This window comes from Xanthomonas cannabis (genome assembly GCF_040616535.1).
Classification (GTDB): Bacteria; Pseudomonadota; Gammaproteobacteria; order Xanthomonadales; family Xanthomonadaceae; genus Xanthomonas; species Xanthomonas cannabis.
Map to the genome: position 1 here is coordinate 4,445,553 of NZ_CP136580.1, position 24,789 is coordinate 4,470,341.

General features: G+C 65.7%; 21 protein-coding genes and 1 pseudogene. 8 read left to right on the forward strand and 14 right to left on the reverse strand.

The annotated features are described in order from the left end of the window. Positions 1-31 precede the first annotated feature (31 nt). Entirely contained in the window at positions 32-1,048 is a 1,017-nt protein-coding gene (locus RZV17_RS18890) for an energy transducer TonB (protein WP_104581233.1), read from the forward strand. Positions 1,049-1,262: 214 nt separating this feature from the next. On the opposite strand, the gene RZV17_RS18895 is transcribed toward RZV17_RS18890, so the two are convergent. From RZV17_RS18895 to RZV17_RS18915, 5 genes are read right to left on the reverse strand one after another with little or no spacing between them, the layout of a single operon-like run. Next, complete coding sequence (locus RZV17_RS18895; protein ID WP_355605679.1) at positions 1,263-2,456, reverse strand: ABC transporter permease; 1,194 nt, start codon at positions 2,454-2,456, stop codon at positions 1,263-1,265. Beyond that, on the reverse strand, positions 2,453-3,199 hold the full coding sequence (locus RZV17_RS18900) for an ATP-binding cassette domain-containing protein (protein WP_355605682.1): 747 nt from the start codon (positions 3,197-3,199) through the stop codon (positions 2,453-2,455). The genes RZV17_RS18895 and RZV17_RS18900 overlap by 4 nt, the downstream gene beginning before the upstream one ends. A 31-nt stretch (positions 3,200-3,230) precedes the next feature. Then, positions 3,231-4,814, reverse strand: coding sequence for an alpha/beta hydrolase (locus RZV17_RS18905; protein WP_355605685.1), 1,584 nt, complete (start codon positions 4,812-4,814; stop codon positions 3,231-3,233). 60 nt (positions 4,815-4,874) lie between these two features. Beyond that, a complete protein-coding gene (locus RZV17_RS18910; RefSeq protein ID WP_039406380.1) occupies positions 4,875-5,075 on the reverse strand; it encodes a helix-turn-helix transcriptional regulator in 201 nt (66 codons plus the stop codon). After that, the gene (locus tag RZV17_RS18915; protein ID WP_179456512.1) at positions 5,072-5,659 is read right to left on the reverse strand and encodes a hypothetical protein; all 588 of its coding nucleotides are present in this window, start codon (positions 5,657-5,659) and stop codon (positions 5,072-5,074) included. Before RZV17_RS18915 ends, RZV17_RS18910 begins: the two co-directional genes overlap by 4 nt. Before the next feature lie 321 nt (positions 5,660-5,980). Between RZV17_RS18915 and RZV17_RS18920 the strand changes: the two genes are divergently transcribed. Next, a complete protein-coding gene (locus RZV17_RS18920; RefSeq protein ID WP_355605689.1) occupies positions 5,981-7,537 on the forward strand; it encodes a beta-xylosidase in 1,557 nt (518 codons plus the stop codon). 139 nt (positions 7,538-7,676) lie between these two features. Here RZV17_RS18920 and RZV17_RS18925 read toward each other — a convergent pair whose 3' ends face one another. Continuing rightward, on the reverse strand, positions 7,677-7,949 hold the full coding sequence (locus tag RZV17_RS18925; RefSeq protein WP_166752577.1) for a metal/formaldehyde-sensitive transcriptional repressor: 273 nt from the start codon (positions 7,947-7,949) through the stop codon (positions 7,677-7,679). Positions 7,950-8,013: 64 nt separating this feature from the next. On the opposite strand from RZV17_RS18925, the gene dmeF reads away from it, so the two are divergent. Then, positions 8,014-8,994 (forward strand): CDF family Co(II)/Ni(II) efflux transporter DmeF, encoded by a 981-nt coding sequence (gene dmeF, locus RZV17_RS18930; RefSeq protein WP_355605694.1) that lies wholly within the window; start codon positions 8,014-8,016, stop codon positions 8,992-8,994. An 86-nt stretch (positions 8,995-9,080) separates the two neighbouring features. Here dmeF and RZV17_RS18935 read toward each other — a convergent pair whose 3' ends face one another. Next, a complete protein-coding gene (locus tag RZV17_RS18935) occupies positions 9,081-9,908 on the reverse strand; it encodes a ferredoxin--NADP reductase (protein ID WP_355605697.1) in 828 nt (275 codons plus the stop codon). 36 nt (positions 9,909-9,944) lie between these two features. Here RZV17_RS18935 and RZV17_RS18940 point away from each other — a divergent pair, with 36 nt between their 5' ends. The 5 genes and pseudogenes from RZV17_RS18940 (at position 9,945) to RZV17_RS18960 (ending at position 13,932) form a co-directional block, all read left to right on the forward strand. Continuing rightward, on the forward strand, positions 9,945-10,940 hold the full coding sequence (locus RZV17_RS18940) for an ABC transporter ATP-binding protein (protein WP_039406390.1): 996 nt from the start codon (positions 9,945-9,947) through the stop codon (positions 10,938-10,940). After that, positions 10,937-11,749, forward strand: coding sequence for an ABC transporter permease (locus tag RZV17_RS18945; protein WP_029221828.1), 813 nt, complete (start codon positions 10,937-10,939; stop codon positions 11,747-11,749). The genes RZV17_RS18940 and RZV17_RS18945 overlap by 4 nt, the downstream gene beginning before the upstream one ends. Further along, a complete protein-coding gene (gene panE / locus RZV17_RS18950; protein WP_355605701.1) occupies positions 11,749-12,693 on the forward strand; it encodes a 2-dehydropantoate 2-reductase in 945 nt (314 codons plus the stop codon). Before RZV17_RS18945 ends, panE begins: the two co-directional genes overlap by 1 nt. 310 nt (positions 12,694-13,003) lie before the next feature. Next, a pseudogene (locus tag RZV17_RS18955) lies at positions 13,004-13,099 on the forward strand (oxidoreductase); the annotation flags it as partial. 317 nt (positions 13,100-13,416) lie between these two features. Further along, positions 13,417-13,932, forward strand: coding sequence for a hypothetical protein (locus RZV17_RS18960; protein ID WP_047697941.1), 516 nt, complete (start codon positions 13,417-13,419; stop codon positions 13,930-13,932). Between the two features lie 148 nt (positions 13,933-14,080). Here RZV17_RS18960 and RZV17_RS18965 read toward each other — a convergent pair whose 3' ends face one another. The 7 genes from RZV17_RS18965 to RZV17_RS18995 form a co-directional block, all read right to left on the reverse strand. Further along, positions 14,081-14,488 (reverse strand): acyl-CoA thioesterase, encoded by a 408-nt coding sequence (locus RZV17_RS18965; protein ID WP_039406396.1) that lies wholly within the window; start codon positions 14,486-14,488, stop codon positions 14,081-14,083. Between the two features lie 419 nt (positions 14,489-14,907). After that, complete coding sequence (locus RZV17_RS18970) at positions 14,908-15,234, reverse strand: thioredoxin family protein (protein ID WP_039406398.1); 327 nt, start codon at positions 15,232-15,234, stop codon at positions 14,908-14,910. Further along, positions 15,206-15,688: a flavodoxin gene (locus tag RZV17_RS18975; RefSeq protein WP_184441369.1), complete on the reverse strand. Its 483-nt coding sequence runs from the start codon at positions 15,686-15,688 to the stop codon at positions 15,206-15,208. Before RZV17_RS18975 ends, RZV17_RS18970 begins: the two co-directional genes overlap by 29 nt. 169 nt (positions 15,689-15,857) lie before the next feature. Continuing rightward, positions 15,858-16,901, reverse strand: coding sequence for a ribonucleotide-diphosphate reductase subunit beta (locus RZV17_RS18980; RefSeq protein ID WP_024712257.1), 1,044 nt, complete (start codon positions 16,899-16,901; stop codon positions 15,858-15,860). Between the two features lie 192 nt (positions 16,902-17,093). Next, complete coding sequence (locus tag RZV17_RS18985) at positions 17,094-19,592, reverse strand: ribonucleoside-diphosphate reductase subunit alpha (RefSeq protein WP_355605705.1); 2,499 nt, start codon at positions 19,590-19,592, stop codon at positions 17,094-17,096. Positions 19,593-20,815: 1,223 nt separating this feature from the next. Beyond that, positions 20,816-21,859, reverse strand: coding sequence for a DUF475 domain-containing protein (locus RZV17_RS18990; protein WP_039415496.1), 1,044 nt, complete (start codon positions 21,857-21,859; stop codon positions 20,816-20,818). Between the two features lie 106 nt (positions 21,860-21,965). After that, a complete protein-coding gene (locus RZV17_RS18995; protein ID WP_355505952.1) occupies positions 21,966-24,674 on the reverse strand; it encodes a bifunctional acetate--CoA ligase family protein/GNAT family N-acetyltransferase in 2,709 nt (902 codons plus the stop codon). Positions 24,675-24,789: the final 115 nt, after the last annotated feature.

The following is a 24,789-nucleotide window of genomic DNA, read 5'->3' on the forward strand; positions in this document are numbered from 1 at the left end:
TAATCTTTCGCACTCGGGGTAAGGGGGACGCATGTTGGATCTGACACAGGGCCGTATGGCACGCCGGATCGCGCCGGTCATTTTGCTGGTGGGCCTGGCCGCCTGCTCCAAGCAGGAAGACAAGGCCGCCACCACCGCGCCAGCCACCGGCGCCACGCCGGCCGCACCGGCTGCGGCAGCAACGCCGGCCACCGCGGTCTCGCCGCAGGTGCAGTCGATGGCCGCCGACCAGTTGCGCGCATCGGCCACCAAGGCGCTGCAGGACAACCGCATGTACGCGCCGGCCGGCGACAACGCGGTGGAGTACTACCTGGCCTTGCGCGAAAAGCAGCCGCAGGACGCCACCGTCAACAGCGCGCTGACCGACCTGCTGCCCTACACGCTGATCGCCGCCGAACAAGGCATCAGCCGCGAGGAATTCCCCGAGGCGCAGCGGCTGATCGCACTGATCGAAAAGGTCGACCCCAAGGCCCCGGCACTGCCGCGCCTGAAGAGCGGCCTGGACACGGCCATGAAGACCGCCGCCAACCGCTCCGAGCAGGATGCCGAGCAGGCCAAGAAGCTGGTCGAGGACAAGGCCAAGCAGGCCGCCGAGCAGAAGCGTCTGGCCGAACAGCAGACCCGCGAGGCCGCCGCTGCCCAGCAGATTGCCGCCCAGCAGGAAGCCGCCCGCCAGCAGACCGCCGACGCCGAGCGCCAGGCCGCTGCGCGCCGTCAGGCCGAGGCCCCGGCACCCGCACCGGCGGCGCCACGTCCGGCCCCGGCAGCCGCCGCGGCCGCCGCACCGGCCGCGCAGTCGCTGCGTCCGATCAGCACCCCGGCACCGCGCTACCCACCCGAGGCCCTGCGCGCCGGCACCTCCGGCGAAGTGCTGGTGGAGATCACCGTCGGCACCGACGGCTCGATCACCGCCTCGCGCGTGCTGCGTGCCAACCCGCCGCGCGTGTTCGACCGCGAAGCGCTCAATGCGGTCAAGCGCTGGCGGTTCGAGCCGGTGGCCGCACCGGTGACCACCCGCCGCACGCTGTCGTTCAACCCGGGCGGTTGATGGCCGGATCGGCGATGACATAGGAAACGCAAAAGCCTGCAGCGATGCGGGCTTTTGCGTTGTGGCGGTGATGCGTTGTGGAGGCTGGTGCGCCGACACGTTTAGATGGTTGTGCACCTAGGAGCAGCGGTGGTTGCAAGTGCTGCTGAACCTGCACGCGAGCCCGTACCCTCATCCGCCCTTCGGGCACCTTTTCCCGACGGGAGAAGGCACATCACCCAGAAATCGCCAACCGCTCCTGGTGATACCGGCGGACTGCTGCGTACCACAGCACTGCCGCCACCCCGAAACCGGCCAGCAGATACACCGCCCAGGTCTGCGCGTTGATGGTCTCGTGGCGGATCACCTTGAGCAGCATCTGGTTCTGCGCCAGAAACGGCACCGCAAACTGCCATAGCTGGGTCTTCAACGGATACGCCATCAACGCATAACCCGGCAGCATCGGCAGCAGCAATAGCCAGGTCATGTGGGCCTGCGCTTCCTTCATGCTCTTGGCGGCCGCCGCCAGATACGTCAGCAACGAGGTGCCCACAAACAACATCGGCACCAGGATGAAGAGCATCTGCAACATCGGCACGAAGCCCACGTTGAGCTGGCGTCCCAGATTGGACGAGGACAATTGCGCACTGAGCTTGAAGGCCAGCAAGGTGAGCAACAACGACACCATGCCGATCACGCAGGCCGCCGCGATCTTGCCGCTGACGATCGCGCTGCGTGGCGCGGGCGTGGCCAGCAACGGCTCAAGCGATTGGCGTTCGCGCTCGCCGGCCGTGGCATCCAGGATCAACGAGGCGCCGCCCAGAAACGAGGTGATCACCAGCAAGACCGGCAGCAGCATCGCCATGACCTGACCACGCTTGGCTTCGGCGGTCGCCAGGTCCTGTGCGGCCACTTCCAGCGGACGGCCCACCTGCGCATCGATACCGCGCGCCAGCAACCGCAGTGCACCCACCTGCTGGCTATAACCACTCAATGCCGCCTGCAGGCGCATGCTCGGCACGTCGGCTTCGCGGCGCGTGCTGTCCTTGATGACCTCCACCAACGCCGGACGGCCTTCGCGCCAGTTCTCGGCGTAGCTGTCGCTGATGCGCAGGGCGACGTCCACATCCTGGTTGCGGATGGCGGCAGTCAGGTCTGCAGGTGCATCCACCGCGTTGAGCCCCTGCGCGGCGAGAAACCGCACCAGGTTGGGGGCGTGTTCGCGACCGAGCGTGGGGATGTCCAGCGGCTTGTCGATCTGGGTGCGCACGCGGCTTTCGCTCAAGGCGCCCATGCCGAGAATCAGGATGGGATACAGCAGGGGCGAGAGCAGCAATGCCAGTGCCAGGGTGCGGCGGTCGCGCGAGATGTCGCGCAGTTCCTTGCGCAGCACCGTCCACAGCGTGGCCATCAGGGTGGTCTTGCTCATGCGTGCAGTCCTTCTTCCGAGCCGATCGCCTTGACGAAGGCATCTTCCAGGTTGCTTTCACCGGTGGCAGCGCGCAGTTCGTCGGCGCTGCCGCAGGCCACTACCGTGCCCTTGGCGATGATGACGATGCGATCGCACAGCGCCGCCACCTCCTGCATGATGTGGCTGGAGAAGATCACGCAGTGCCCTTCTGCACGCAGCTGCTGCAGGAAGCCGCGCATGGCGCGGGTGGTCATCACGTCCAGGCCGTTGGTGGGTTCGTCCAGGATCACGTTGCGCGGGTCGTGCACCAGCGCGCGTGCAATGGCGGTCTTGGTGCGTTGACCCTGACTGAAGCCTTCGGTCTGGCGGTCGAGAATGTCGTCCATGTCCAGCGCGGCGGACAACACCTGCGTACGCTGCGCGATCTGCGTGCGCGACAGGCCATGCAACTCGCCGAAATAGGCGATGTTTTCGCGGGCGCTCAGCCGTTTGTACACGCCACGCGCATCCGGCAGCACACCGAGCGCACGGCGCACCGCAACCGGGTCGTGCGCGGCGTCCACGCCATCGACGGTGACGCGGCCCTGGTCCGGCGACATCAGCGTGTAGAGCATGCGCAAGGTGGTGGTCTTGCCGGCACCGTTGGGCCCGAGCAGGCCGGTGATCTGCCCATCGGCGGCGCTGAAGCTGACCCCGTCCACCGCGCTCACCAGCCCGGTCTTGGTCTTGAAGGATTTATGCAGGTTCTCGACGACGATCATGCGTGCGCCTCCGTGGCGTGGTCGATGCGGCTCATGGTTCCCATCCGTTGAACGAGGTGAACGCAGGCACGGTGGTGAGGCTGGCCACGCAGGTGGTATCCAGCGCCTTGGCGTCGGTGGTCTGCAGGAACTGGCTCAGCACCTTGGGCATGCACCCCAACCGGAACACGCCATGCCCCTGCCCTGGCGCGATCACATGGCGGCCATTGGGCAGGCCTTGCAGCACGCGCTGGGCGTAGCGCGGCGGCGTGACCGGATCGAGCTCGCCGGACAGCAGCAGCACCGGCAGCGTCGATTCGAACGGCTTGAAGGCCCCGGCCGGCGCCGGCTTCGATGGCCACACCTTGCACGGCGCGAAGAACATCTCTGCCACGTCGTTACCCAGCAAGGTGGCGTCCTGGTCACGCGGCGCACGATAGCGGCCGGCATCTTCGCTGCACAACACCGACCATTGCATCGGGCGATTCATCTGGTCGGACATGTCCGACGCACTCATCTGCGCCAGCGCCATCAGCGAGGCGTAACGGCCTGCCGCCGCCTCGTCCAGCACCAACGGTAGCAACGAGGCGGTTTCCGGTGCGTACGAAAACCCGAACGCCAGCCCCACCACCGTATCGGCGGTCACCTGTTCGTGGCGTAGCGCGCCAGTGCGCGGGTCGCGATAGTCCACCGCCACCGGCGCCTGGCGCAGGCGCTCGACCACCTGCCGCAGCTGGGTGCGCGTGTCGACCGTAAAACGTTTCGCACAGGCCGGCGTGGAGGCGCATTGCCTGGCCTGCAGCGCAATCGCATCTTCGAAGGTGCGTGCAAACTCGCCGCCAATCACCAGATCGTTGGGCGCCACACCATCGAGCACCACGCTGCGGGTGTGCTGCGGGTAGCGCATCGCATACTGCTGCGCCACGCGCGTGCCATACGAACCCCCAACCAGGTTGAGCTGCTGCACGCCCAGGGCGGCGCGCACCGCATCCAGGTCGGCAACGGCCTCGGTGGTGGTGAAGTAGCGCGGATCGGCATCGTTGCGCAGGCCGGCCGCGCACTGCCGCGCGTAGTCGGTGAGCTGGGTCACGCTGGCTGCTGCACCGCCTGGCATCTCCAACGGCGTGCCGGCGGCCGTGCGACATTGCAGCGGGTGGGAGCCACCGGTACCGCGCTGGTCGACCAGAAAGAGGTCGCGCTGCTTGCGCACCTCACGCAGGCCCATGTCCACGATCGCCGCCACCTGCGTGGCCGACTGCCCGGGCCCGCCGGCAATGAAGAACACCGGGTCCGCCGCGCTGCCGGCGCCAGCATCGCTTTCCAGCCAGGCGATCTTCAAGGCGATGCTGCGCCCGCTCGGCGCGGCCGGATTTTCCGGCACGCGCAGGCTTGCGCACTGCGCTTCGATATTGCCGGCGGCGCTGCCGGAGCTCAGCGTGCACGGTGCGAACTGCAGGCTGCCATACCGATTGCCCGCCGCATTGCCTGTCTGCGTGCTTTCGGCGTGAGGCTGCGCGGTGCCCGGCGCCACTGCACCGGTCTTCCCGTCGGCAGGCGCGTGTGCGCGCTGACAGCCGCTCGCGAGCATCGCGATCAGCGCTGCCGCCACCACTGTGGATTGCTTGACCATACTCACCCTATCTCCTGGTAGTCCCTGTCCCCTGACGTTGCATGCGCTCATGCGTGACCGCAGCAACTACTGCCCGTCTTCGTAAAGAAAGACGTGCTCGATCGATTCCCCGAACAACCGTGCAATCCGAAACGCCAACGGCAGGCTGGGATCGTACTTGCCGGTTTCCAGCGCATTGATCGTTTGCCGCGACACGCCCAACCGCTCGCCCAGTTCCCCTTGTGACCAGCCATTGGCCTCGCGCAATTCGCGTACGCGGCTAATCATGCAAAACGACGCGCATGGATGCCCTTGGTGATGCCGTAGACCGCGCATAGCAGCGGGAACACCCATAGCATCGCCGCGCTCGCGGGCACGTCGATCAGCCGGGCGGCCTGCAAAAACCCGGCGGTCATGTACGCACCGCTGACCAGGCCGGCGGCAATGGCGATCGCTTCCAGCTCGATACGACGTTGCATCTCGTCCGAATCACGCACGTAACGCGCCACCGCGCGGATCACCAGCATGACCAGCACCGCCGGCAGCAAGGCGATCAGCACCCGCGCCCAGTCCGGATTCACCTGTGCAAGCAGATAGCGCCAGAACAGCATCACCACCACGTACAACGCCATCGGCACGCCGAATTCGCGACGATAGCGGCGCGCCAACACCGGGCGGGTGCTGTCGCGCATATCGCCGCGTGCCAGCCACAGCGGCAAGGACAGCAGGATGCACGATCCACCGATGCCGGCGCTGAGCCCGGCAAGGTAACTGCTCAACGGCAACACCTGCCACAGACCAAGCAGCCCGACGCCGAGCAGGGCCAGTCCCATGCAGAACACGAGCAGCGCAGTGCGTTTGCAACGTGTCATGCGCATGGCCTCTGCACCATCGTCGCCCGCCACGGCAGGCCATCGCACGCGCGCATGCCAGCAGCCGTCCGAGCCAGTGCCGGCAACGCGTGGTGTTGCAAACATTCCATGTGCGCGTGCCGCCGCTGCATCCGGTTCACCCTGTCAAGTACGCTTGACAGGCACGATGCGCCTGCCGGGTTCGCCTGTCAAGCACCCTTTACACCCTAAACCGGGCGCATCCGTCCCGCGGCCGCTGCTCACGGGAACGTGTGGCGCGCAACTGCAGTGCAACGCCCCACCTGCGTTAGGCTGCATGCCCAACCTTCAACGGAAGCGACGATGCGGTTACCTGTTTTGTTGGTGGCGATCCTGGGCTGCGTGGCGACCTCTGCACTGGCGCAGGGCAACGCGCCGCGCACGATCCAGCTGGACTTGGCCACGGCCGGCGCGCCGATGGATCGTTTCTATGACCTGTCGGTCGGCTCGGATTTCCCCGGCACCCTGATCCGCCCCGATACCCAGGCGCATCTGGTGCCCGCGGTGCAGGAGCTGGGGTTTCGCTACATCCGCTTCCACGATGTCTTCCACGATGCGCTCGGCACGGTGAAGGAGGTCGACGGCAAGCTCGTCTACGACTGGACCAAGCTGGACCAGCTCTACGACGCGCTGCTGGCCAAACGCATCCGCCCGTTCGTCGAACTGGGCTTCACCCCGAGCGCGATGAAGACCTCCGAGCAGACGTTGTTCTACTGGAAGGGCAATACCTCGCATCCGGACCCCGCCAAGTGGACGCAGTTGATCGATGCGTATGTGCGCCACATCCGTGCACGCTACGGTGCCGATGAAGTGCGCCAGTGGTACTTCGAGGTGTGGAACGAACCCAACCTCAAGGATTTCTGGGAAAACGCCGATCAGCAGGCCTATTTCGACCTGTATGCCAACACCGCGCGCACCATCAAGGCGATCGACCCGCAGCTGCGCGTCGGCGGCCCGTCCACCGCCGGTGCGGACTGGGTGCCGGAGCTGTTGGCCTTCGTGGCGAAAAACAAGCTGCCGATCGATTTCGTGACCACGCATACCTACGGCGTGGACGGCGGCTTTCTGGATGAAGACGGCAAGCAGGACGTCAAACTGTCTGCATCCCCGGACGCCATCGTTGGCGATGTGCGCCGCGTCCACGCACAGATCAAGGCATCGCCATATCCCGACTTGCCGCTGTATTTCACCGAGTGGAGCAGCAGCTACACGCCACGCGATTACGTGCACGACAGCTACATCAACGCGCCCTACATCCTGACCAAGCTCAAGCAGGTCAAGGGCCTGGTGCAGGGCATGAGCTACTGGACCTATACCGATCTGTTCGAAGAACCCGGCCCGCCGCCCACGCCGTTTCATGGTGGGTTTGGGCTGATGAATCGTGAAGGCATCCGCAAGCCGGCCTGGTTCGCTTACAAATACTTGAATGCGCTCAAGGGCCGCGAGATTCCGCTCGCCGATGCACATGCATTGGCCGCGGTGGACGGCAAGCGTCTCGCTGCGTTGGTGTGGGATTGGCAGCAGCCGGTGCAGGCGGTGAGCAATACGCCGTTTTATACCAAGCAGGTGCCAGCCACCGACAGCGCACCGCTGCGCCTGCGCGTGACGCATGTGCCTGCCGGCACGTACCAGCTGCAGGTGCGCAAGACCGGCTACCGGCGCAACGATCCGCTGTCGCTGTACATCGACATGGGCCTGCCCAAGGCGTTGAACGCCAAGCAGCTGACCCAGCTGCAGCAGGCCACGCGCGATGTGCCCGAACAGGACAAGCCCGTGCGCGTGGGGGCCGATGGCGTGCTGGACGTCAGCGTACCGATGCGCAGCAACGACATAGTGCTGGTGACGTTGGAACCGCGCTGAGCATCAGGCACAGCGGCGACCGGCAACCGCACGCAATGTGTCCACCGCAGCTGCGCGGTGATGCGTTGCGATTGGACATAGCGCCGCGGCCGACACGCCCGGCGCCACAGGGTCACTGCACCCTGACCACCTCAAACAATCACTTCAGATAGGTCTTGAGGATGGCTGCGACGTCGTCGACGGCCTGTTCGCGGTCGCCCGGTGCGTCCGGCGCAGCCACGTGATGCTTCAGGTGCTCACTGAGCAGCTCGACCATCAAGCCCTGCGCCGCGCCGCGGAACGCGGCCACCTGGGTCAGCAACGCGGTGCACTCCACGTCCTGCGCCAGGGCTTTTTCCAGCCCTTCCACCTGCCCGCGGATCCTGCGCACGCGCGCGAGCAGCTTGGATTTGTCGTGATTCAGATGTGCCACTGACTATACCCCATGGGGGTATCTGAGATACCCTGCGGGGGTATCGTAGCCAGAGCCACCGCCGATGTCGATCACGCACGCCGCGCCGCATTGCGCACAGTCGCACACCTTTGCCAGTGGCAACCCGCTCGCCGAGCGCAGCACCCGCAAGGCGGTGATCCTGACCGTGATCATGATGGTGGTGGAGATCGTGGGCGGTTGGACGCTCAATTCGATGGCCCTGCTCGCCGATGGCTGGCATATGAGCTCGCATGCGCTTGCGCTGGGCCTGGCATTGTTTGCCTACCGGTTCGCGCGCCGCCATGCCGGCAGTGCGCGCTTCACCTTCGGCACCTGGAAGGTCGAGGTGCTGGGCGGCTACAGCAGCGCGATGCTGCTGCTGGGCGTGGCCGGCCTGATGGCCTTCCAGTCGGTGGAGCGGCTGTTCTCGCCCCAGCCCATCCACTACCAGGAAGCCACCGTCATCGCGGTGATCGGCCTGCTGGTCAATCTGGTCTGCGCCTGGTGGTTGCGCGATTCGCATGGCCACGCCCATGGGCATGATCATGGTCACGGGCATGAGCACGCACACCATGGTCATGGTCATCGCCATGAAGGCCATGCCGATCTGAACCTGCGTGCAGCCTATCTGCACGTGGTGGCCGATGCGGCCACATCGGTGCTGGCCATCGTGGCCCTGGTGGCCGGCATGCAGTGGGGCGTCAGGTGGCTGGACCCCATCATGGGCATCGTCGGCGCGGTGTTGGTGACTGTCTGGGCGTGGGGCCTGCTGCGCAGTACCGGCCGGGTGCTGCTGGACGCGGAAATGGACGCGCCGGTGGTGGCGGAAGTGAAGCAGGTCATCGCCGAACTGCCGCATGCCATCGACATCACTGACCTGCATGTCTGGCGCGTCGGCAGCGAGCGCTACGCCTGCATGCTGAGCCTGGTGACGGCGGCACCGATCGATGCAGACCAGGTGCGCACGGCGCTGCGGGTGCACCAGGAGCTGGTGCACGTCACCGTCGAGTTGCGGCGCCCGGCGCAGCTCGTTGCTTCGTCATAAGGCCACAGAACTTCCGGGTGGCGCGGGACAGGCGCCAGTCACCACGCCAGGCGACAGCGCCAGTGCGTGGAAGCTGACGCCTGTGCTCAGGTTTTCGGCGGCGTGGAGCTGACGTACTTTTCGCGACGGATCTGCGCATTCGGCAGGCCGGCGGTCTTGAGGGCCTCGGCGCAGCTGTCCACCATGTCCGGGTTGCCGCACAGATAGGCAATATCGGTCTGCGCATCAGGGGCGACTTCGGCCAGATGCTGCTGCACATAGCCATGTCGCACATCGGCATGCGGCTGGGCGGGCAACTCGCGCGAGAAGCACGGCATGTAGCGGAACTGCGGATGCGCATCGGCGAACGCACGGAAATCGTCGCCGTACAGCAGCTCGGCCGGCGTGCGTGCGCCCTGCAGCAGCACCACCTGCACGCCGCGGGTGGCCATCGCCTCGGCCAATAACGGCAGCATCGAACGGTACGGGGTGACGCCGGTGCCGGTGGCGATCAGCACATAGCGCTGGTTGTGGTCGCCCGGCTGCAGGCAGAGACGCCCATACGGGCCGCTGGCCTGCAGCTGGTCGCCGATCTGCAGGCCTTCGAACAGCGCCGTGGCCGAGCCGCCCGGCACGAAGCTCACCGCGATATCCACCGCCTCGCCCGGTCCCAGCGCATGGTCGTGGATGGTCGCCAGCGAATAGCTGCGCTTGGTTGCGGTGCCGTCGACGTTGTCGAAGTGGATCTGGATGAACTGCCCGGGCTGGAAATCCAGCGGCTGCCCGTCGTCACGCAGAAACTGGCAGTGGGCCACGGTGGGCGCAATCATGCGCCGGTCGACAAGCTTGAGGGGGAATTGAACGGGCACGAACGTATTTGGGACAGTCTGTGATCGGGGCGATCCCCCGCGGGCTTCTATAATAACGGGCTGCAACTCGCTGCGCCGTCACCCTGGCGCGAAGGACCCGGCTTGAATTCCCCATCTTCCAATGCGCCCGCCCTGCGCGTGTGCGATCTGCGCAAGACCTACGACAACGGCACCCAGGCGCTCAAGGGCGTGTCGCTGGACGTGGCACCGGGCGATTTCTTCGCCCTGCTCGGCCCCAACGGCGCCGGTAAATCCACCCTGATCGGCATCATCAGCTCGCTGGTGAACCTGTCCGGCGGGCAGGTGGAAGTGTTCGGCACCGACTTGGTCGCCCATCGCAGCGAAGCGATGCGGCTGATCGGCCTGGTGCCGCAGGAAATCAACTTCAACCTGTTCGAAAAACCCTTCGACATCCTGGTCAATTATGCCGGTTTCTACGGCATGCCGCGCAGCGAGGCCGAGGCGCTGGCCGAAGTGGAACTGCGCCGCGCGCACCTGTGGGAAAAGGCCCAGGTGATGAGCCGCACGCTCTCCGGCGGCATGAAGCGCCGGCTGATGATCGCCCGCGCCATGATGACCCAACCGCGCCTGCTGATCCTGGATGAGCCCACGGCCGGTGTGGACATCGAGATCCGCCGCGACATGTGGCGCGTGCTCAAGGACATCAACGCGGCCGGCACCACGATCATCCTGACCACGCATTACCTGGAAGAAGCCGAGCACCTGTGCCGCAACCTGGCCATCATCAACCACGGCCAGATCGTCACCCAGGGGCCGATGCGCGAACTGCTGGCCAAGCTCGACGTGGAAGGCTTCCTGTTCGATATCGACGGTGACCTGCCCGCGCAGCTGCCGGCGATCGAAGGCACCACGCTCACCGCCATCGACGGCCATACGCTGGATCTGGACATGCCGCGCGCCATGGACCTCAACCGCGTGTTCGCCGCGCTGGGCGATGCCGGCATCCGGGTGCGCTCGATGCGCACCAAGAGCAACCGGCTGGAAGAATTGTTCGTTCGCCTGACCGGGCCCGGCGAGACCCTCGCCGCTCCGGCCCCTGCCGCAGCGGCGCCCTCGCGCCCGGCAGGTCACCCATGAGTCCCTCGGAGCCGTCGATGTCCGCCACGCCTGCCACACCCCGCCAACGCAACTGGATTGCGCTGGGCACCATCGTGCGCCGCGAAGTGCAGCGCATCCTGCGCATCTGGGGCCAGACCCTGGTGCCGCCGGCCATCACCATGACGCTGTACTTCTTGATCTTCGGCGGGCTGATCGGCTCGCGCGTTGGCGACATGGGCGGCTACAGCTACATGCAGTTCATCGTGCCGGGCCTGGTGATGATGAGCGTGATCCAGAACAGCTACGGCAACATTTCTTCCAGCTTCTTCGGCGCCAAGTTCGGCCGTCATGTGGAAGAACTGCTGGTCAGCCCGATGCCCAACTGGGTGATCCTGTGGGGCTATGTCTCCGGCGCGGTGTTGCGCGGCGTGATGGTCGGGGCGATCGTGCTGATCATCGCGATGTTCTTCACCCCGGTGCGCATCCCGCACCCGATCGTGACGCTGACCACGGTGCTGCTGGGCGCGACCATCTTCTCGCTGGCCGGCTTCGTCAACGCGGTCTACGCCAAGAAGTTCGATGACGTGGCGATCGTGCCCACCTTCATCCTGACCCCGCTGACCTACCTGGGCGGCGTGTTCTATTCGGTCAAATTGCTGCCCGGCTGGGCCGAAGCGGCCACCCACGCCAACCCGATCTTCTACATGGTCAACGCCTTCCGCTACGGCCTGCTCGGCAGCTCGGACGTACCGATCTGGGTCGCCTACGCGCTGATGCTGGGCTTTGTCGCGGTGCTCAGCGCGCTGGCGCTGTGGCTGCTGCGGCGCGGTGTGGGGTTGCGGAGTTGATGGCCATGCGCATTCTCATCCTGGGCGCCGGCGGCACCGGCGGTTATTTCGGCGGGCGCCTGGCCCAGGCCGGTGTCGATGTCACCTTCCTGGTGCGCGATGCGCGCGCGGCGCAGCTGCAGGCTGAAGGCCTGCGCATTCGCAGCCCGCTCGGCGATGCCGATCTGCCGGTGGCGCACGTCACCGCGCAGGGCTTGCCAGCCCTGGTGGCGCAGCAACCGTTCGATCTGGTGATCCTCAGCTGCAAGGCCTATGACCTGGACAGCGCGATCGAAGCGATTGCCCCGGCGGTGGGCGAGCACACCACGGTATTGCCCATCCTCAACGGCCTGCGCCATTACGCGGCGCTGGACGAACGCTTCGGCGCGGCGCGGGTGCTGGGCGGGCTGTGCTTCATCAGCGCCACCAAGGGCGAGCATGGCGAGATCCTGCACCTGGGCAAACCGGCGTCGCTGACCTTCGGCGAGCGCGATGGCAGCGCGGAGTCGGCGCGCGTGCAGGCGTTTGCGGCCGCGTGCACGCAGGCGGGTATCGACCATGTGGCCAGCGCGCAGATTGCGCAGGAGCAGTGGATCAAGTACAGCTTCCTCACTGCGCTGGCGGCGGCCACCTGCCTGATGCGCGCCCCGGTCGGGGCGATCGTCGCCACCGACGATGGACGCGCCTTGATCAACGGCCTGTACAACGAATGCCTGTGGGCGGCCGATGCGGCCGGGCAGTCGATTCCGGAAGCTGCGCGCGCCAAGGCGCTGCAGACCCTGTTACAGGTCGATTCGCCCTTGAAGGCCTCGATGCTGCGCGACCTGGAAGCCGGCCAGGACGTGGAAGCGGCGCAGATCGTCGGCGACATGCTCAAGCGCGTGCGCGAAACCGGGCGCAATGCGCCGCTGCTGATGGCCGCCAATGTGCATCTGCAGGCGTATCAGGTGTTGCGGCATGGTTGATGGTTGAGGGCCGGTGACTGTGCTGGGCCGGTGAGCTGTCTCCCCCATCCGCCCTTCGGGCACCTTCCCCCGCAGGCGGGAGAAGGGAAGGGTCATCAGCGCTGCAGCAGTGGACGCATGGCTTGCCCCCCTGTGCCCAGCCCCTCCCTTCGCCCGCCCGCGGGAGAAGGTGGCGCGAAGCGCCGGATGAGGGCACTCCGGATGAAGCCGGCCAGTTGGGCGCAGCCTTCGTGCCTGTGCACGCGCGGCCTGTCATGAAACTGCTCAGCCACCTGTACTGGCCACTTCGCAATCCTGTCGGTCATCATTCGGCGACATGCTCAGGCGCGTGCGCGAAACCGGTCGCAACGCGCCGCTGCTGATGGCCGCCAATGTGCATCTGCAGCCGTATCAGGTGGTCCGGCATGGTGGATGGTTGAGGGCCGGTGACTGTGCTGGGCCTGCGAGCTGCCTCCCCCATCCGCCCTTCGGGCACCTTCCCCCGCAGGCGGGAGAAGGGAGGGGCCATCAGCACTGCAGCAGTGGACGCATCACTTGACCCGCTGCACCTAGCCCTGCACCTAGCCCTGCACCTAGCCCCTCCCTTCTCCCGCGTGCGGGAGAAGGTGGCGCGAAGCGCCGGATGAGGGCGCTCCGGATGAGGCCGGCCAATTGGGCGCAGCCTTCGCGCGGCCGCGACGTCAGGCCCACGATGCTCTGCATCCCTTCCCTGTCGCGCCTGCCATGAAACTGCTCAGCCACCTGTTCCGTGCCGGTCACTTCGTGATCCTGGCGTTCTTCGTGCTGTGCGCGGCGGGCCTGGTGACCATGGCCGGGCTGGAGTTGTGGCATGGCTTTACCCCCGGCGGCGACATGGTGGTGCGCGACCGCTTCAATGTCGTGCTGGAAGCGGTCGGCCTGCTGACGGTGGCGCTGGTGACGCTGGAACTGGGGCAGACCATCTTTGAAGAAGAGATCCTGCGCGACGTCAAGGTCAGCGGGCCCACGCGCGTACGGCGTTACCTGTCGCGTTTCTTCGTGGTGATCGTGATCGCGCTGGCAATCGAGACGCTGGTGTCCATCTTCGAGCTGATGCACGCCGACCCGTCCAAGCTGCCGTATGCCGCGGCGGTTGGCTCATGCGCGGCCTTGCTGCTGATCGCCTGGGGCGTGTTCGTCAAACTCAATCGCAGCGCCGAAGAACTGGAACCGGAGGCGATGGAAGAGACCAAGCGCGAGGATCGCGAAGTGCAGGAGTAAGCGCAGTGGACTGATCGAGCGGGCGGTCGCCAGAAGAGGCACGCACGTTGCGTGCAAACGCAGCGGACGTGCGGCACTCATCGGTTCCGGCATTGCCGGCGCTTCTCAGGAGGCCGCGCAGCCGTCTAGTCGGCCGCTCGTCGCCCGGTCATTCGGCGGCCGACGGCAGCGGCGGTACCGACGTCGGCTTGCCGTCGGCATCCAGTGCAATCATCACGAAGTGCCCGCGCGTGCATAGTTCGCGTGCGCCGCTGAGCAGGTCTTCGGCGATCAGTTCCACTTCCACCTTGATCGAGCTACGCCCCACCGACACCACGCGCGCAATGGTTTCCACCATCTGGCCCTGGCGGATGGGCAACTTGAAATCCACCTGGTCCGAGCGCGCGGTCACCACTGCCCGCCGCGCATAGCGCGAGGCCGCCAGGAATGCGGCCTTGTCCATCCACGCCAGTGCCTGGCCACCGAACAGCGTGCCCATGTGGTTGGTGTGGTTGGGGAACACGATCTCGGCCATGCGCGCTTCGATCGGCGGGTGGGTCTGCGAGCTGTCTGACATGGTGATGATCCGTTGGGAAAGCGCTGGTGGCTGATGCCGTGCGTGCCGCTGCGATTGCAGCAGCAGCGACGCTGGAAGGCAGGCCGCTGGACGCAGCGGCGTGCGCGGGAGCGTAGTGAGGTGCTTGCTGACGGGGCTGCGGCGTCCTGGAGCAGGTGCGGCTGAGCGGGCCATGTCTGGATGCAAAAGCGTGCCATCTGCTGGATACCGACGGCGCGCTGCTTGGTGGTATCGGCGAGGCCCTCGCGGCCAGGGCCGCTCCTACGAAAGCGTCGGTGCGTACTCGTTGAGCACTCACGCCATCGCTGCCTGGCCGTTCCTACGGAGACGTTGGTGCGTGCGTCGACCGGCGCGGACTTGGTCGCTCTTCCGGGGAGCACCGCCATTACGGCATGCGGGCGCTCGGACCTACCGATGCTTCAGAGGCTGGTCCTGACCGCGGTTTCCACCTGCGCCGGCGACTGGAAGCCAGGCAGGCGCGCCACCTCACTGCCGTCGCGGTACAGCGCAAGGGTCGGCGTCTGGCGCAGGCCCAGGTCGCGGAAGAATTCCTCGCCCACCACTTCCAGCTTGACCTTCAGCAAGGCCACGCCACTGGCGGCTTCGCTGTTGGCGAACTTGTCCAGCGACATGTCCAGCATCCGGCAGCCGGGGCAGTTGTCCTTGTAGAAATCCACCAGCGCGCGCGGATGCGCGGCCAGGGTCTGGGTGTAGTGCTCAGGCGACGTGACGGTAATGGTCTGCATTGGGATCGTTCTTGCATTGGGCCAGAACCTCGTCGGTCCAGGCGGCGATGGCCTGCGCATCACGCTGGCCGTGGGGCATCTGTTCGATGGTCAAACGGGGAAACGGGCTGTCGAAGAAGCGCGCGATGCGATGCACCGCCCCGCAAAAATACTCTTCGCCCCACTGCGTTTCGCCGGTGCCGAACACAGCAACACGCGGCGGCTTGCCCAGCGTGTCGACCAGTTCGACGATGAAACGTTTCATCTCTGCTGGCGTACGGCCGCCGTTGCTGGTCCAGGTTCCCAGCAGAAACAGCTCGTACTGCTCGTGCGCATGCGGCACCTGGTCCAGCCGCTGCACATCGGTTTCCAACCATGTCACCGCATGCCCGGCCGCTTCGCAGCGCAGTGCCACACTGCGCGCAACATCACGCGTGTTACCGCTCAACGAGGCCAGGGCGAGCAGGATGTTCATGGGCGGGGATTGGGGAGTCGGGATTAGGGATTCGCAAAGGCGGCAACTGATACCTCATTGAAAGTCGTTAATCGATGTGTCTTAGCGCAAATGCTGCTGTGACGAATCCCAAATCTCGGATGCCTAATCCCGGCGCTTCAACGAATCCCGAATCCCGAATCCCGGCTCCTCACAGATCGTCGAAGCCGTTATCCGAATTGGTCTTCTTGTACGACGCATTCCGCATCTCGAAGAAGTCGGTCTTGGTCTCGGTGAAGTTGTCGGCGTAGGCCTTGATCCACGGCATCACGTTGTCGTTGGCGCCTTCGTACAGTTTCTCGATGCCGAGCATGCCGGCCATCTTGTTGGCGCGGTACTTCACGTAGCGGATCATCTCGTCGACGTCGATGCCGTCGATGCCGTCCAGCACTTCGGCGGTCCACACCGTTTCCAGGTCGATCGCGTGTTCGAAGGCCTTGTGCACGTAGTCGGTGAGCTCGTCGCCCTGCAATGCCTGGTTCTCGCCGATGATGGCGCGAATCAGCTCGCTGATGAACTTGGAATGCGCCAGCTCATCGCGGTTGATGAAGCTGATGATCTTGCCGGTGCCGGTCATGCGGTTCTGGCGGACCAGATTGTAGAAATACGCAAAGCCGGAATAGAAGTTGATACCTTCCAGGATCGAAGACTGGATCAGCGAACGGATCAGCGTTTCGGCCGTCTTCTCGCGCATGAAGTCTTCGTAGGCGCCCATGATCGGCGCGTTGCGCTTGATGATGGTCGGGTGCGTACGCGCGATTTCGAACACGCGGTTCTGGTCGGCCAGGCCGGTGATCGAGGCCAGCACGTAGCTGTAGCTCTCGTTATGGATCACTTCCTGCTGGCCGATGATGGCGGCATTGGCATGCGCGGCCGGGTCGGTGATGTATTCGGCCACGTTGTAGATGAAACGCGTCTGCGGCGAATCCAGCGTGGCCAGCAAACCGATGATCGAATCGTAGGCGTTCTTTTCGCGCGCCGACAGCTCGTTGTACTGGCGCGCATCGCCCTTCATGTCCACCTCGTCCGGGATCCAGAAGTTGGTCGACAGTTCCTTGTAGGCCCGATAGAAGGACGGGTACGGGATGTCGTTCCAGTTGAGGATGCCCGAGGTCTGACCGTTGATGATGCTGGTCGAACGGTTCGGGTGACGCGGCTCAAGAATTTTGATGCGTTCAAGCGGTGTTGCGGACATGGGTCTCTACTCGTGTTTCAGGCGTCGCGCGCGTACAGCAGGGACGACGGCAGCAATCGTTTTGGAGGAAAGCCCCCTGAGTCAGGGGGCGCGCCGAAGGCGCGGGGTGTGGGAGCTGGTGAAGCAGGGTCCACAGTTCGCCTTGCGAACTGTGGAAGCGAAGCGCGAATGCGCTTAGCTACTGCATGCGCTTTAGCTCGAACACCACTCGCACTCACTGATGTCGATATCGTTGGAGCGCACGTAATACGTGGTCTTCAAGCCTTCGCGCCAGGCAGTCATGTGCAGGTCCAGCAGCGTGCTCGCACGGATGGTGCTGGGCACGTAGAAGTTGAAGCTGATCGACTGGTCCACGTGGCGCTGGCGGCGCGCGTTCTGGCGCACGCTGGCGAACTGGTCGACCTTGTAGGCGCCCTTTTCGTAGTACGGCCAGGTTTCCAGCGACAGGCCGGGCGCGGCGACCGGGCGACGGAAGTCCTTCTTTTCTTCGTAGTAGAACGCGCTGTAGATCGGGTCGATCGACGCAGTGGAACCGGCGATCTGCGCGGTGCTCATGTTCGGCGCAACCGCCAGCATCCACGCGTTACGCACGCCATTGACCGCCACCTGCGCCGACAGCTCCAGCCATTGCGGGCTGTTGTAGTCGCGCGCACGGAAGTACTCGCCGTTGTGCCAGTCGCTGCCGCGGAACACGCTGTAGGTGCCCTTTTCCTTGGCCAGCTCCATGCTCGCCTGGATGGTCAGGTAGTTGATGCGCTCGTACAGCTCGTCGCTGTAGTCCTCGGCTTCCTTGGCATTCCAATGAATGGACTTCTGTGCCAGCAGGTGATGCCAACCGAAGGTGCCCAGGCCAATGGCGCGGTACTTCTGGTTGGTGATGGTGGCCTGCGGCACGGGGAGCTGGTTCAGATCGATCACGTTGTCGAGCATGCGCACCTGGATCGGGATCAAGCGCTCCAGCACGTCGGCGCCCAGCAGATCGGCCTGGTCGGCCTGCACGGTGATCGCGCGGCCCAGGTTGATCGAGGACAGGTTGCACACGACGAAGTCGCCCGCCTTCTTGGTGGTGACGATCTGATTGCCGCTGATGATCTCCTGCATCATCCGCGTCGGGCTCATGTTCTGCAGGATCTCGGTGCACAGGTTGGACGAATAGACCATGCCCTCGTGCTTGTTCGGGTTCTTGCGATTGACTTCATCGCGGTAGAACATGAACGGATTGCCGGTTTCCAGCTGGCTGACCATGATGCGCTTGAAGATGTCGATCGCCTTGACGGTCTTGCGCGTGATGCGCTCGTCGGCAACCACTTCCTCGTACTTGCGACGGAAGCTGCTGTTGGCGTCGCCCTTCTTCTCGTCATAGAAGTCCTGCAGGTACCAGCCCTTGATCCGCTTCACTTCGTGCGGGTCGAACAGGTACCAGTCGCCGCGACGCTCGACCGCTTCCATGAACAGGTCCGGGATGCATACCGAGGTGAACACGTCGTGCGCGCGCAGACGCTGGTCGCCGTTGTTCAGGCGCAGATCCAGGAACGCTTCGATGTCGCGATGGAAGATGTCCAGGTAGACCGCGATGGCGCCCTTGCGCTGGCCCAGCTGATCCACCGACACGGCGGTGTTGTTGAGCTGCTTGATCCACGGCACCACGCCGCCGGACGAATTGGACACGCCACGGATCGCCGAACCCGACGAACGCACATAGCCCAGGTACGCGCCCACGCCGCCGCCGTGCTTGGACACGCGCGCCACGTCGGTGTTGGAGTCGTAGATGCCCTGCAGGCTGTCGTCGACGGTGTCGATGAAGCAGCTCGACAGCTGGCCGCCGACCTTGCCGGCATTGGCCAGCGTCGGCGTTGCCACCGTCATGTACAGGTTGGACAGCGCCCAGTAGGCCTCGCCCACCAGCTGCATGCGGCGCTCGCGGCTGCCCTTGCCGGTGCCGATCTCGTCCTGCATCAGGTACAGCGCAATGGTCAGCCAGCGCTCCTGCGGCAGCTCGAACACGCCGCGCGAGTTGTCGGTGGCCAGGTAACGGGTGGCCAGCAGATACAGGCCGTTATAGGCGAACAGCTTGTCGCGCTCGGGCTCGATCATCTTGCCGGCTTCGATGAGCTCGTCCTTGGAATAGCGGCGCAGGATGTCGTTGGAATAGACGTTGCGGTCGGCCAGGCTCTCCTGCAGGCCCACGAACGAGCCGTACTTCTGGCTGGCGTCGTAGAAGCGGTTGCGGCTGGCGCGCTTGTACAGGCGGCGCAGGTACAGACGCGCAGCGAAGTGCTCCCACTCCGGAGTGGTCAGATCGACGCGGGCTTCGGCCTCGCGGATCAGGTGGTCGACCAGATCGTCGGCGTTGACGCTGTCCTTGCGCTCGACAAAGCCGAACACCGAGCGCTTGTAGTCGGCCACGTCCAGCTGCGGGAACTCGGCATGGATCTGGTCGATGGCGCGCTCCAGGCGCTCCGGCTCGAACGGAATCTTGCGATTGCCCGCTTCCTTGGTGATCCAGGTGGAGACGTTTTGTTCTTCGATGGTCTGTGCGTGCATTGCAATGGCTTGGCGGGGAGGCGGCACGATGTCCGACGGGTCGGTCAATTCCGGCGCGCCACAGGCAGGCGCGGCGACACTGGCGGAGACGCTGGTGGGTGTTGCGGTACCGGCGGCGATCGCGGAAAGGGTGTCGTTGGTGGTCATGCGTCCTCCATGCGTAGGCACACGAACCCGCTCGGGGAGCGAGTTGCGGCCGGATCCGGACTCCCTGGACAGCGATGACGGTGCAGGGCGAGCGGCACGCAAGACAGGCGTCTGCGGCGGCATCGACATCACCAGCCATCTCCTCACCGGAGATTCCACGGCCGCCACCGCGCGGTGTGCTGTCGCGCAGTGGTCGGTGGCGAAACAACCGCGGCGCAACGAGACCACGCCGCCTACTCCAGGCGACGCCCGGATGGCTGTAGTCATGAGTGCGACCGCGGCGGGGAGGCCCTCGACCGCGGCCCCGCCGCGATACGTGCTCCCACTGGTCCGGCCGCCTTGTGCGACCAACCACCGACTCCCCCAAGATAGTGGGGTACCCGGGAGGGGTCAACACCAAATGTGGGAAAAACCCGCAAACCCTTGTAGCGCAAAGAACTGTCTGACGAACGGTCGATGCTGCCCCTTGGAACCCGCCAATTTGAGTGCGCAGTCAAGACCCAAACCGGCAATTCTGTCGATCAGTTGGGTCCGGTTGGGTTGGCCGCGACACGCATCGATGCTGAAGCCAGTCAGTTGGCCGTGACCGTCTCAAGCGGCACCGTACGCCTGACGCGCCGCTCTGACGCCGGCACACCCAAGCTGCGGCAGTAAACTCGCCACCGCCGAATCCAGGTGTGCGCCGCCGCTTTCTCTATTGGACGTTGCGGTCAAGGGCCCTGCAGCAAGAACGCGCAGCGTCGAGGGCGCGGCGCCCTCACCGCTTGCGGGACACGCCGTGAATCCGTCCCTGGAGGCTCCTTGGCGGCATCCATGCCGCCAAGGGTCCCGCAACCGGCGAGGACACCGCACCAGTCAGTTGGTCGGCACTCATCTGAAAGCCGTCTGTCGTGCGGTGTGAATCAGGCGTGGGACCGATGCTTCATGGGGCGAACAAGGCGCATCCAATACTGCTCTTGCCATGCATACCGACCATCTCGATAGGTCCTTGCCCGCCCACCGTCGCGGGACCTTACGCGGCATGGATGCCGCGTAAGAGCCTCCATGGACGGATTCACGGCGTGTCCCGCGAGGGTGGGCGGGCAAGGGCCCTGCAGCAAACTCGCAGCGTCAAGGGCATGGCGCCCTCGCCGCTTGTGGGACACGCCATGAAATGACCAAGAAGGTGCTTCGTTGCCCCCCTCAGATGAACTACGTGACGCCTTGCACTGCCACGCGCGGTATCAGATCTCGGTCGGGCCGATGTGGTGACGCTTGCGGTAGCGGATCGAGGACCACACCGAGGCGGCGATGAAGGCCACGCCGATCAGGCCGGTCAGCACTTCCGGCACGTGGTAGACGGTGCCCACCAGCATGATGATCGCCAGTACGCCGATGGCGTAGTGCGCGCCGTGCTCCAGGAACACGAACTCGTCCAGGGTGCCCTTGTGCACCAGGTAGACCGTCATCGAGCGCACGAACATCGCGCCGATCGCCAGGCCCAGCATGATGATCACCACGTCGCGGGTGATCGCGAACGCGCCGATCACGCCGTCGAACGAGAACGAGGCATCCAGCACTTCCAGGTACAAAAACGCGGCAATGCCCGAGCGCTTGGCCGGGCCCATGCTGCCGTCTTCGCTTTCTTCGGCCTCGAACAAGGCATCCACGCTGCCGACCAGCAGATACAGCAGGATGCCGCCCAGCCCGGCGAACAGCACGCTCTGGAAGATGGCATCGGGCAGGAACAGCTTGGTGCACAGCAGGACCGTCACCGCCACAATCACCGACATCGCATCGGCCTTGCCCAGCTTGCCGACCAGCCGCTCCACCGGGCCCAGCCAATGCAGCTTGCGCTCCTGGTCGAATAGGAAGTTGAGGAACACCAGCAGCAGGAACATGCCGCCGAAGGCGGCGATGGACGGGTAGTTGTCGGTCAGCACCTGGCTGTAGCGGTCCGGCTCCTTCAGCGCCATCTGCATCACCGGCACCAGGCCCATGCCGGTGGCCACCGACACGATCACGATCGGAAACACCAGGCGCATGCCGAACACCGCGATCAGGATGCCGACGGTGAGGAACAGCTTCTGCCAGAACGCGTTCATGTGCTTGAGCACGCCGGCGTTGACCACCGCGTTGTCGAACGACAACGACACCTCCAGCACGCTCAGCACCAGGCACAGCCACAGCGCCTGCCAGATGCCCATCGCGGAGGTATGACCCCACCAGGCAGCCAGGCCCAGGCAGATCGCTGTGACCAAGAACGACATTCTGAAATCGCGAAACATTGACACTCCCAGGCGGGCCGAGACGACAGCCGGAGCAACGGGCCAGGGCAAGGCCCGGCAGATCCGGCGTGCGGTGGAGGATGGGGGACCGCGGCGTGACGCAACGTCAGGCCGGGCGCGGCTCGCCCATTATAGGGAGTGTCACCGCCATCAGGGTCGCATCGTCCGGATCCGGGCGCACGCCGAAGCCCAGGCTCTGGCACATCGCCAGCATGGTGCGGTTCTCGCGCAGCACCTGGCCTTCGATCTGCTTGAGGCCCAACCAGCGCGCGTACTCGATCATGATGCGCATCAGCTGCCAGCCGATGCCGTGGCCCTTGAGGTCGGAGCGGATCAGGATGCCGTACTCGCCGCCTTCGTAATCGGCGTCTGCATGCAGCCGCACCGCGCCGAGCATGTCGCCGGTCTTGGGGTCGATGGCCACCAGCGCGATGGAACGCGCGTAATCGAGCTGGGTCAGGCGGGCGATGAATTCGTGGCTGAAATGCTTGACCGACTGGAAGAAACGCAGCCGCAGGTCTTCGTCGGTGACGCGCGCGAAGAACGCGCGGAACAACGCATCGTCTTCCGGGCGCACCGGGCGCACCAGCGCGTGGGTGCCATCGCCCAGGCCGATCTGACGCTCCCATTCCTTGGGGTACGGGAAGATCGCAAAACGCGGATGGCCGCGGCCCTTGTGCAGCTTGCGCGCCGGCGCCACCGCCACGCGCGCGTCCAGCGCGATCACGCCATCGCGGTCGGCCAGCAGCGGGTTGATGTCCAGCTCGGTGATTTCAGGGATGTCGGCGGCCAGCTGCGCCAGCTTGACCAGCACCAGCGCCACCGCGCGCTCGTCGGCGGCCGGCACGTCGCGGTAGGCCTTGAGGATGCGCGAGACGCGGGTGCGGCCGATCAGCTCGTGGGCCAGGCGCAGGTCCAGCGGCGGCAGCGCGAGCTCGCGGTCGTTGATCACTTCCACCGCGGTGCCGCCGCGGCCGAACACGATCGCCGGGCCGAACACCGGGTCGTCGGCAATGCCGGCGATCAGCTCGCGCGCCTTGGGCCGCAGCACGGTGGGCTGCACGATCACCCCTTCGATCAGCGCATTGGGGTGCGCGGCGCGCGCACGCGCCAGGATGCCGGTGGCCGCCTCGCGCACTGCCGCCACGCTGGACAGGTTGAGCCGCACGCCATCCACATCGGACTTGTGCGCGATGTCGCTGGACAGCACCTTCAGGGTGACCGTGCGCCCCATCGCCAGTAATGGGTCGGCCAACAGCGCGGCTTCGTTGGCGGTGGCGGCCACCTGCAACGGCACGATCGGGATGCCGTAGGCGGCCAGCAGCCGGTTGGTGGCCACCGGGTCCAGCCAGCGCCGCCCGGCCACCAGTGCCTCATCGACCACGGTGCGGGCGATGCCGGCATCCACCACGAAGTCTTCCGGCAGGCTGGGTGGGGTCTCCATCAGCGCCGCCTGCGCCTCGCGGTAGCGCACCAGGTGGGTGAAGCCGCGCACTGCGTCCGATTCGGTGGCATAGGTGGGCACGCGCGCGGCGTTGAGCGCGGCGATGGCCGCATCGTCCTGGCCCAGCCACACCGCAAACACCGGCTTGTCGCGCTGGTAGCGGTTGCGTTGGTCCAGTGCGCGGGTCAGCGCCTTGGCCGCATCGGCGGAGGAAGTGAAGGCGGTGGGCACGTTGACCACCAGCAGCGCGTCGTTCTCCGCATCGTCCAGCAGCGCTTCGATCGCCGCGGCGTAGCGCGCGCCATCGGCATCCACGATGATGTCCACCGGGTTGCTGCGCGACCAGCCTTCCGGCAGCGACTGATCGAGCTTTTCCAGCGTCTTGGGCGACAGCTCGGCCAGGGTGCCGCCGCGCAGCACCAGCTGGTCCACCGCCAGCTGCCCCACCCCGCCGCCATTGCTCAGGATCGCCAGCCGCCGGCCGGGGAAGCTGCCGAGCCGGCCCAGGGTCTCGGCCGCGGCGAACAACTCGTCCAGCGCGCCCACCCGCAACAGACCGGCACGTGCGAATGCCGCGCCATACACCGCATCCGAGCCGGCCAGCGCTTGGGCGTGGGTGTCGGCATTGGGGTTGATGCGGAACTGGCGGCCGGACTTGACCACCACGACGGGTTTGGCACGTGCCGCAGCACGCGCGGCCGACATGAACTTGCGCGCATCGCCGATGCGTTCGACATACAGCAGGATCGCGCGGGTGCGGTAGTCGGTGGCGAAGTAATCGAGCAGGTCGCCGAAATCCACATCCAGCGTATCGCCCAGCGACACCACCGCGGAAAAGCCGACCGAACGTGCCACGCCCCACTCCACCAGCGCGGCGGCAATGGCGCTGGATTCGGAGATCAGCGCCAGATCGCCGGCCTGCGGGCAATGTGCGGCAATGCTGGCATTGAGCCGCGCGTGCGGCGCGATCACACCTAAACAGTGTGGGCCGAGGATGCGCATGCCCTTGGCGCGCGCAGCCGCCTCCATACGTGCGGCCGGCGAGCCGGGCCCGCGACCCAGGCCGGCAGTGAGGATGATCGCCGCGGCCACCCCGCGCCGCGCCGCGATGGAGACGATGCGCGGCACGATGCGCGCCGGCGCAGTGATCACCACCAGATCCGGCACCCACGGCAGATCGGTCAACCGCGGCACCGTGCGCACGCCGTCGATTTCGGTATAGCGCGGGCTCACCCAACCGATCTGGCCAGGGAAGCCGGCCGCGCGCAGGTTGCGCACCACCGCCCGCCCGGCCGAGCGCTCACGCGGGCTGCCGCCCACCACCGCCACGGTGCTGGGGCGAAAGACCTGCTGCAGGTGGTAGGTACTCATGGTGCGGGGGACGCGGAAGCCATCGCGCTACGGTACACGTCAGGCAGAGCTGGCGTCATCGACCCGGCGGCAGAGAAACAGCGACACAGCACATCCTATTGTTGTGAACGATTCT

Bases quoted from the DNA above. Each gene is read 5' to 3' on its own strand.
- RZV17_RS18890 (WP_104581233.1), top strand. From the start codon at position 32: ATGTTGGATCTGACACAGGGCCGTATGGCACGCCGGATCGCGCCGGTC.
- RZV17_RS18895 (WP_355605679.1), bottom strand. From the start codon at position 2,456: ATGAGCAAGACCACCCTGATGGCCACGCTGTGGACGGTGCTGCGCAAG.
- RZV17_RS18900 (WP_355605682.1), bottom strand. From the start codon at position 3,199: ATGATCGTCGTCGAGAACCTGCATAAATCCTTCAAGACCAAGACCGGG.
- RZV17_RS18910 (WP_039406380.1), bottom strand. From the start codon at position 5,075: ATGATTAGCCGCGTACGCGAATTGCGCGAGGCCAATGGCTGGTCACAA.
- RZV17_RS18915 (WP_179456512.1), bottom strand. From the start codon at position 5,659: ATGACACGTTGCAAACGCACTGCGCTGCTCGTGTTCTGCATGGGACTG.
- RZV17_RS18920 (WP_355605689.1), top strand. From the start codon at position 5,981: ATGCGGTTACCTGTTTTGTTGGTGGCGATCCTGGGCTGCGTGGCGACC.
- dmeF (WP_355605694.1), top strand. From the start codon at position 8,014: ATGTCGATCACGCACGCCGCGCCGCATTGCGCACAGTCGCACACCTTT.
- RZV17_RS18945 (WP_029221828.1), top strand. From the start codon at position 10,937: ATGAGTCCCTCGGAGCCGTCGATGTCCGCCACGCCTGCCACACCCCGC.
- panE (WP_355605701.1), top strand. From the start codon at position 11,749: ATGGCCATGCGCATTCTCATCCTGGGCGCCGGCGGCACCGGCGGTTAT.
- RZV17_RS18960 (WP_047697941.1), top strand. From the start codon at position 13,417: ATGAAACTGCTCAGCCACCTGTTCCGTGCCGGTCACTTCGTGATCCTG.
- RZV17_RS18965 (WP_039406396.1), bottom strand. From the start codon at position 14,488: ATGTCAGACAGCTCGCAGACCCACCCGCCGATCGAAGCGCGCATGGCC.
- RZV17_RS18970 (WP_039406398.1), bottom strand. From the start codon at position 15,234: ATGCAGACCATTACCGTCACGTCGCCTGAGCACTACACCCAGACCCTG.
- RZV17_RS18975 (WP_184441369.1), bottom strand. From the start codon at position 15,688: ATGAACATCCTGCTCGCCCTGGCCTCGTTGAGCGGTAACACGCGTGAT.
- RZV17_RS18980 (WP_024712257.1), bottom strand. From the start codon at position 16,901: ATGTCCGCAACACCGCTTGAACGCATCAAAATTCTTGAGCCGCGTCAC.
- RZV17_RS18985 (WP_355605705.1), bottom strand. From the start codon at position 19,592: ATGACCACCAACGACACCCTTTCCGCGATCGCCGCCGGTACCGCAACA.
- RZV17_RS18990 (WP_039415496.1), bottom strand. From the start codon at position 21,859: ATGTTTCGCGATTTCAGAATGTCGTTCTTGGTCACAGCGATCTGCCTG.
- RZV17_RS18995 (WP_355505952.1), bottom strand. From the start codon at position 24,674: ATGAGTACCTACCACCTGCAGCAGGTCTTTCGCCCCAGCACCGTGGCG.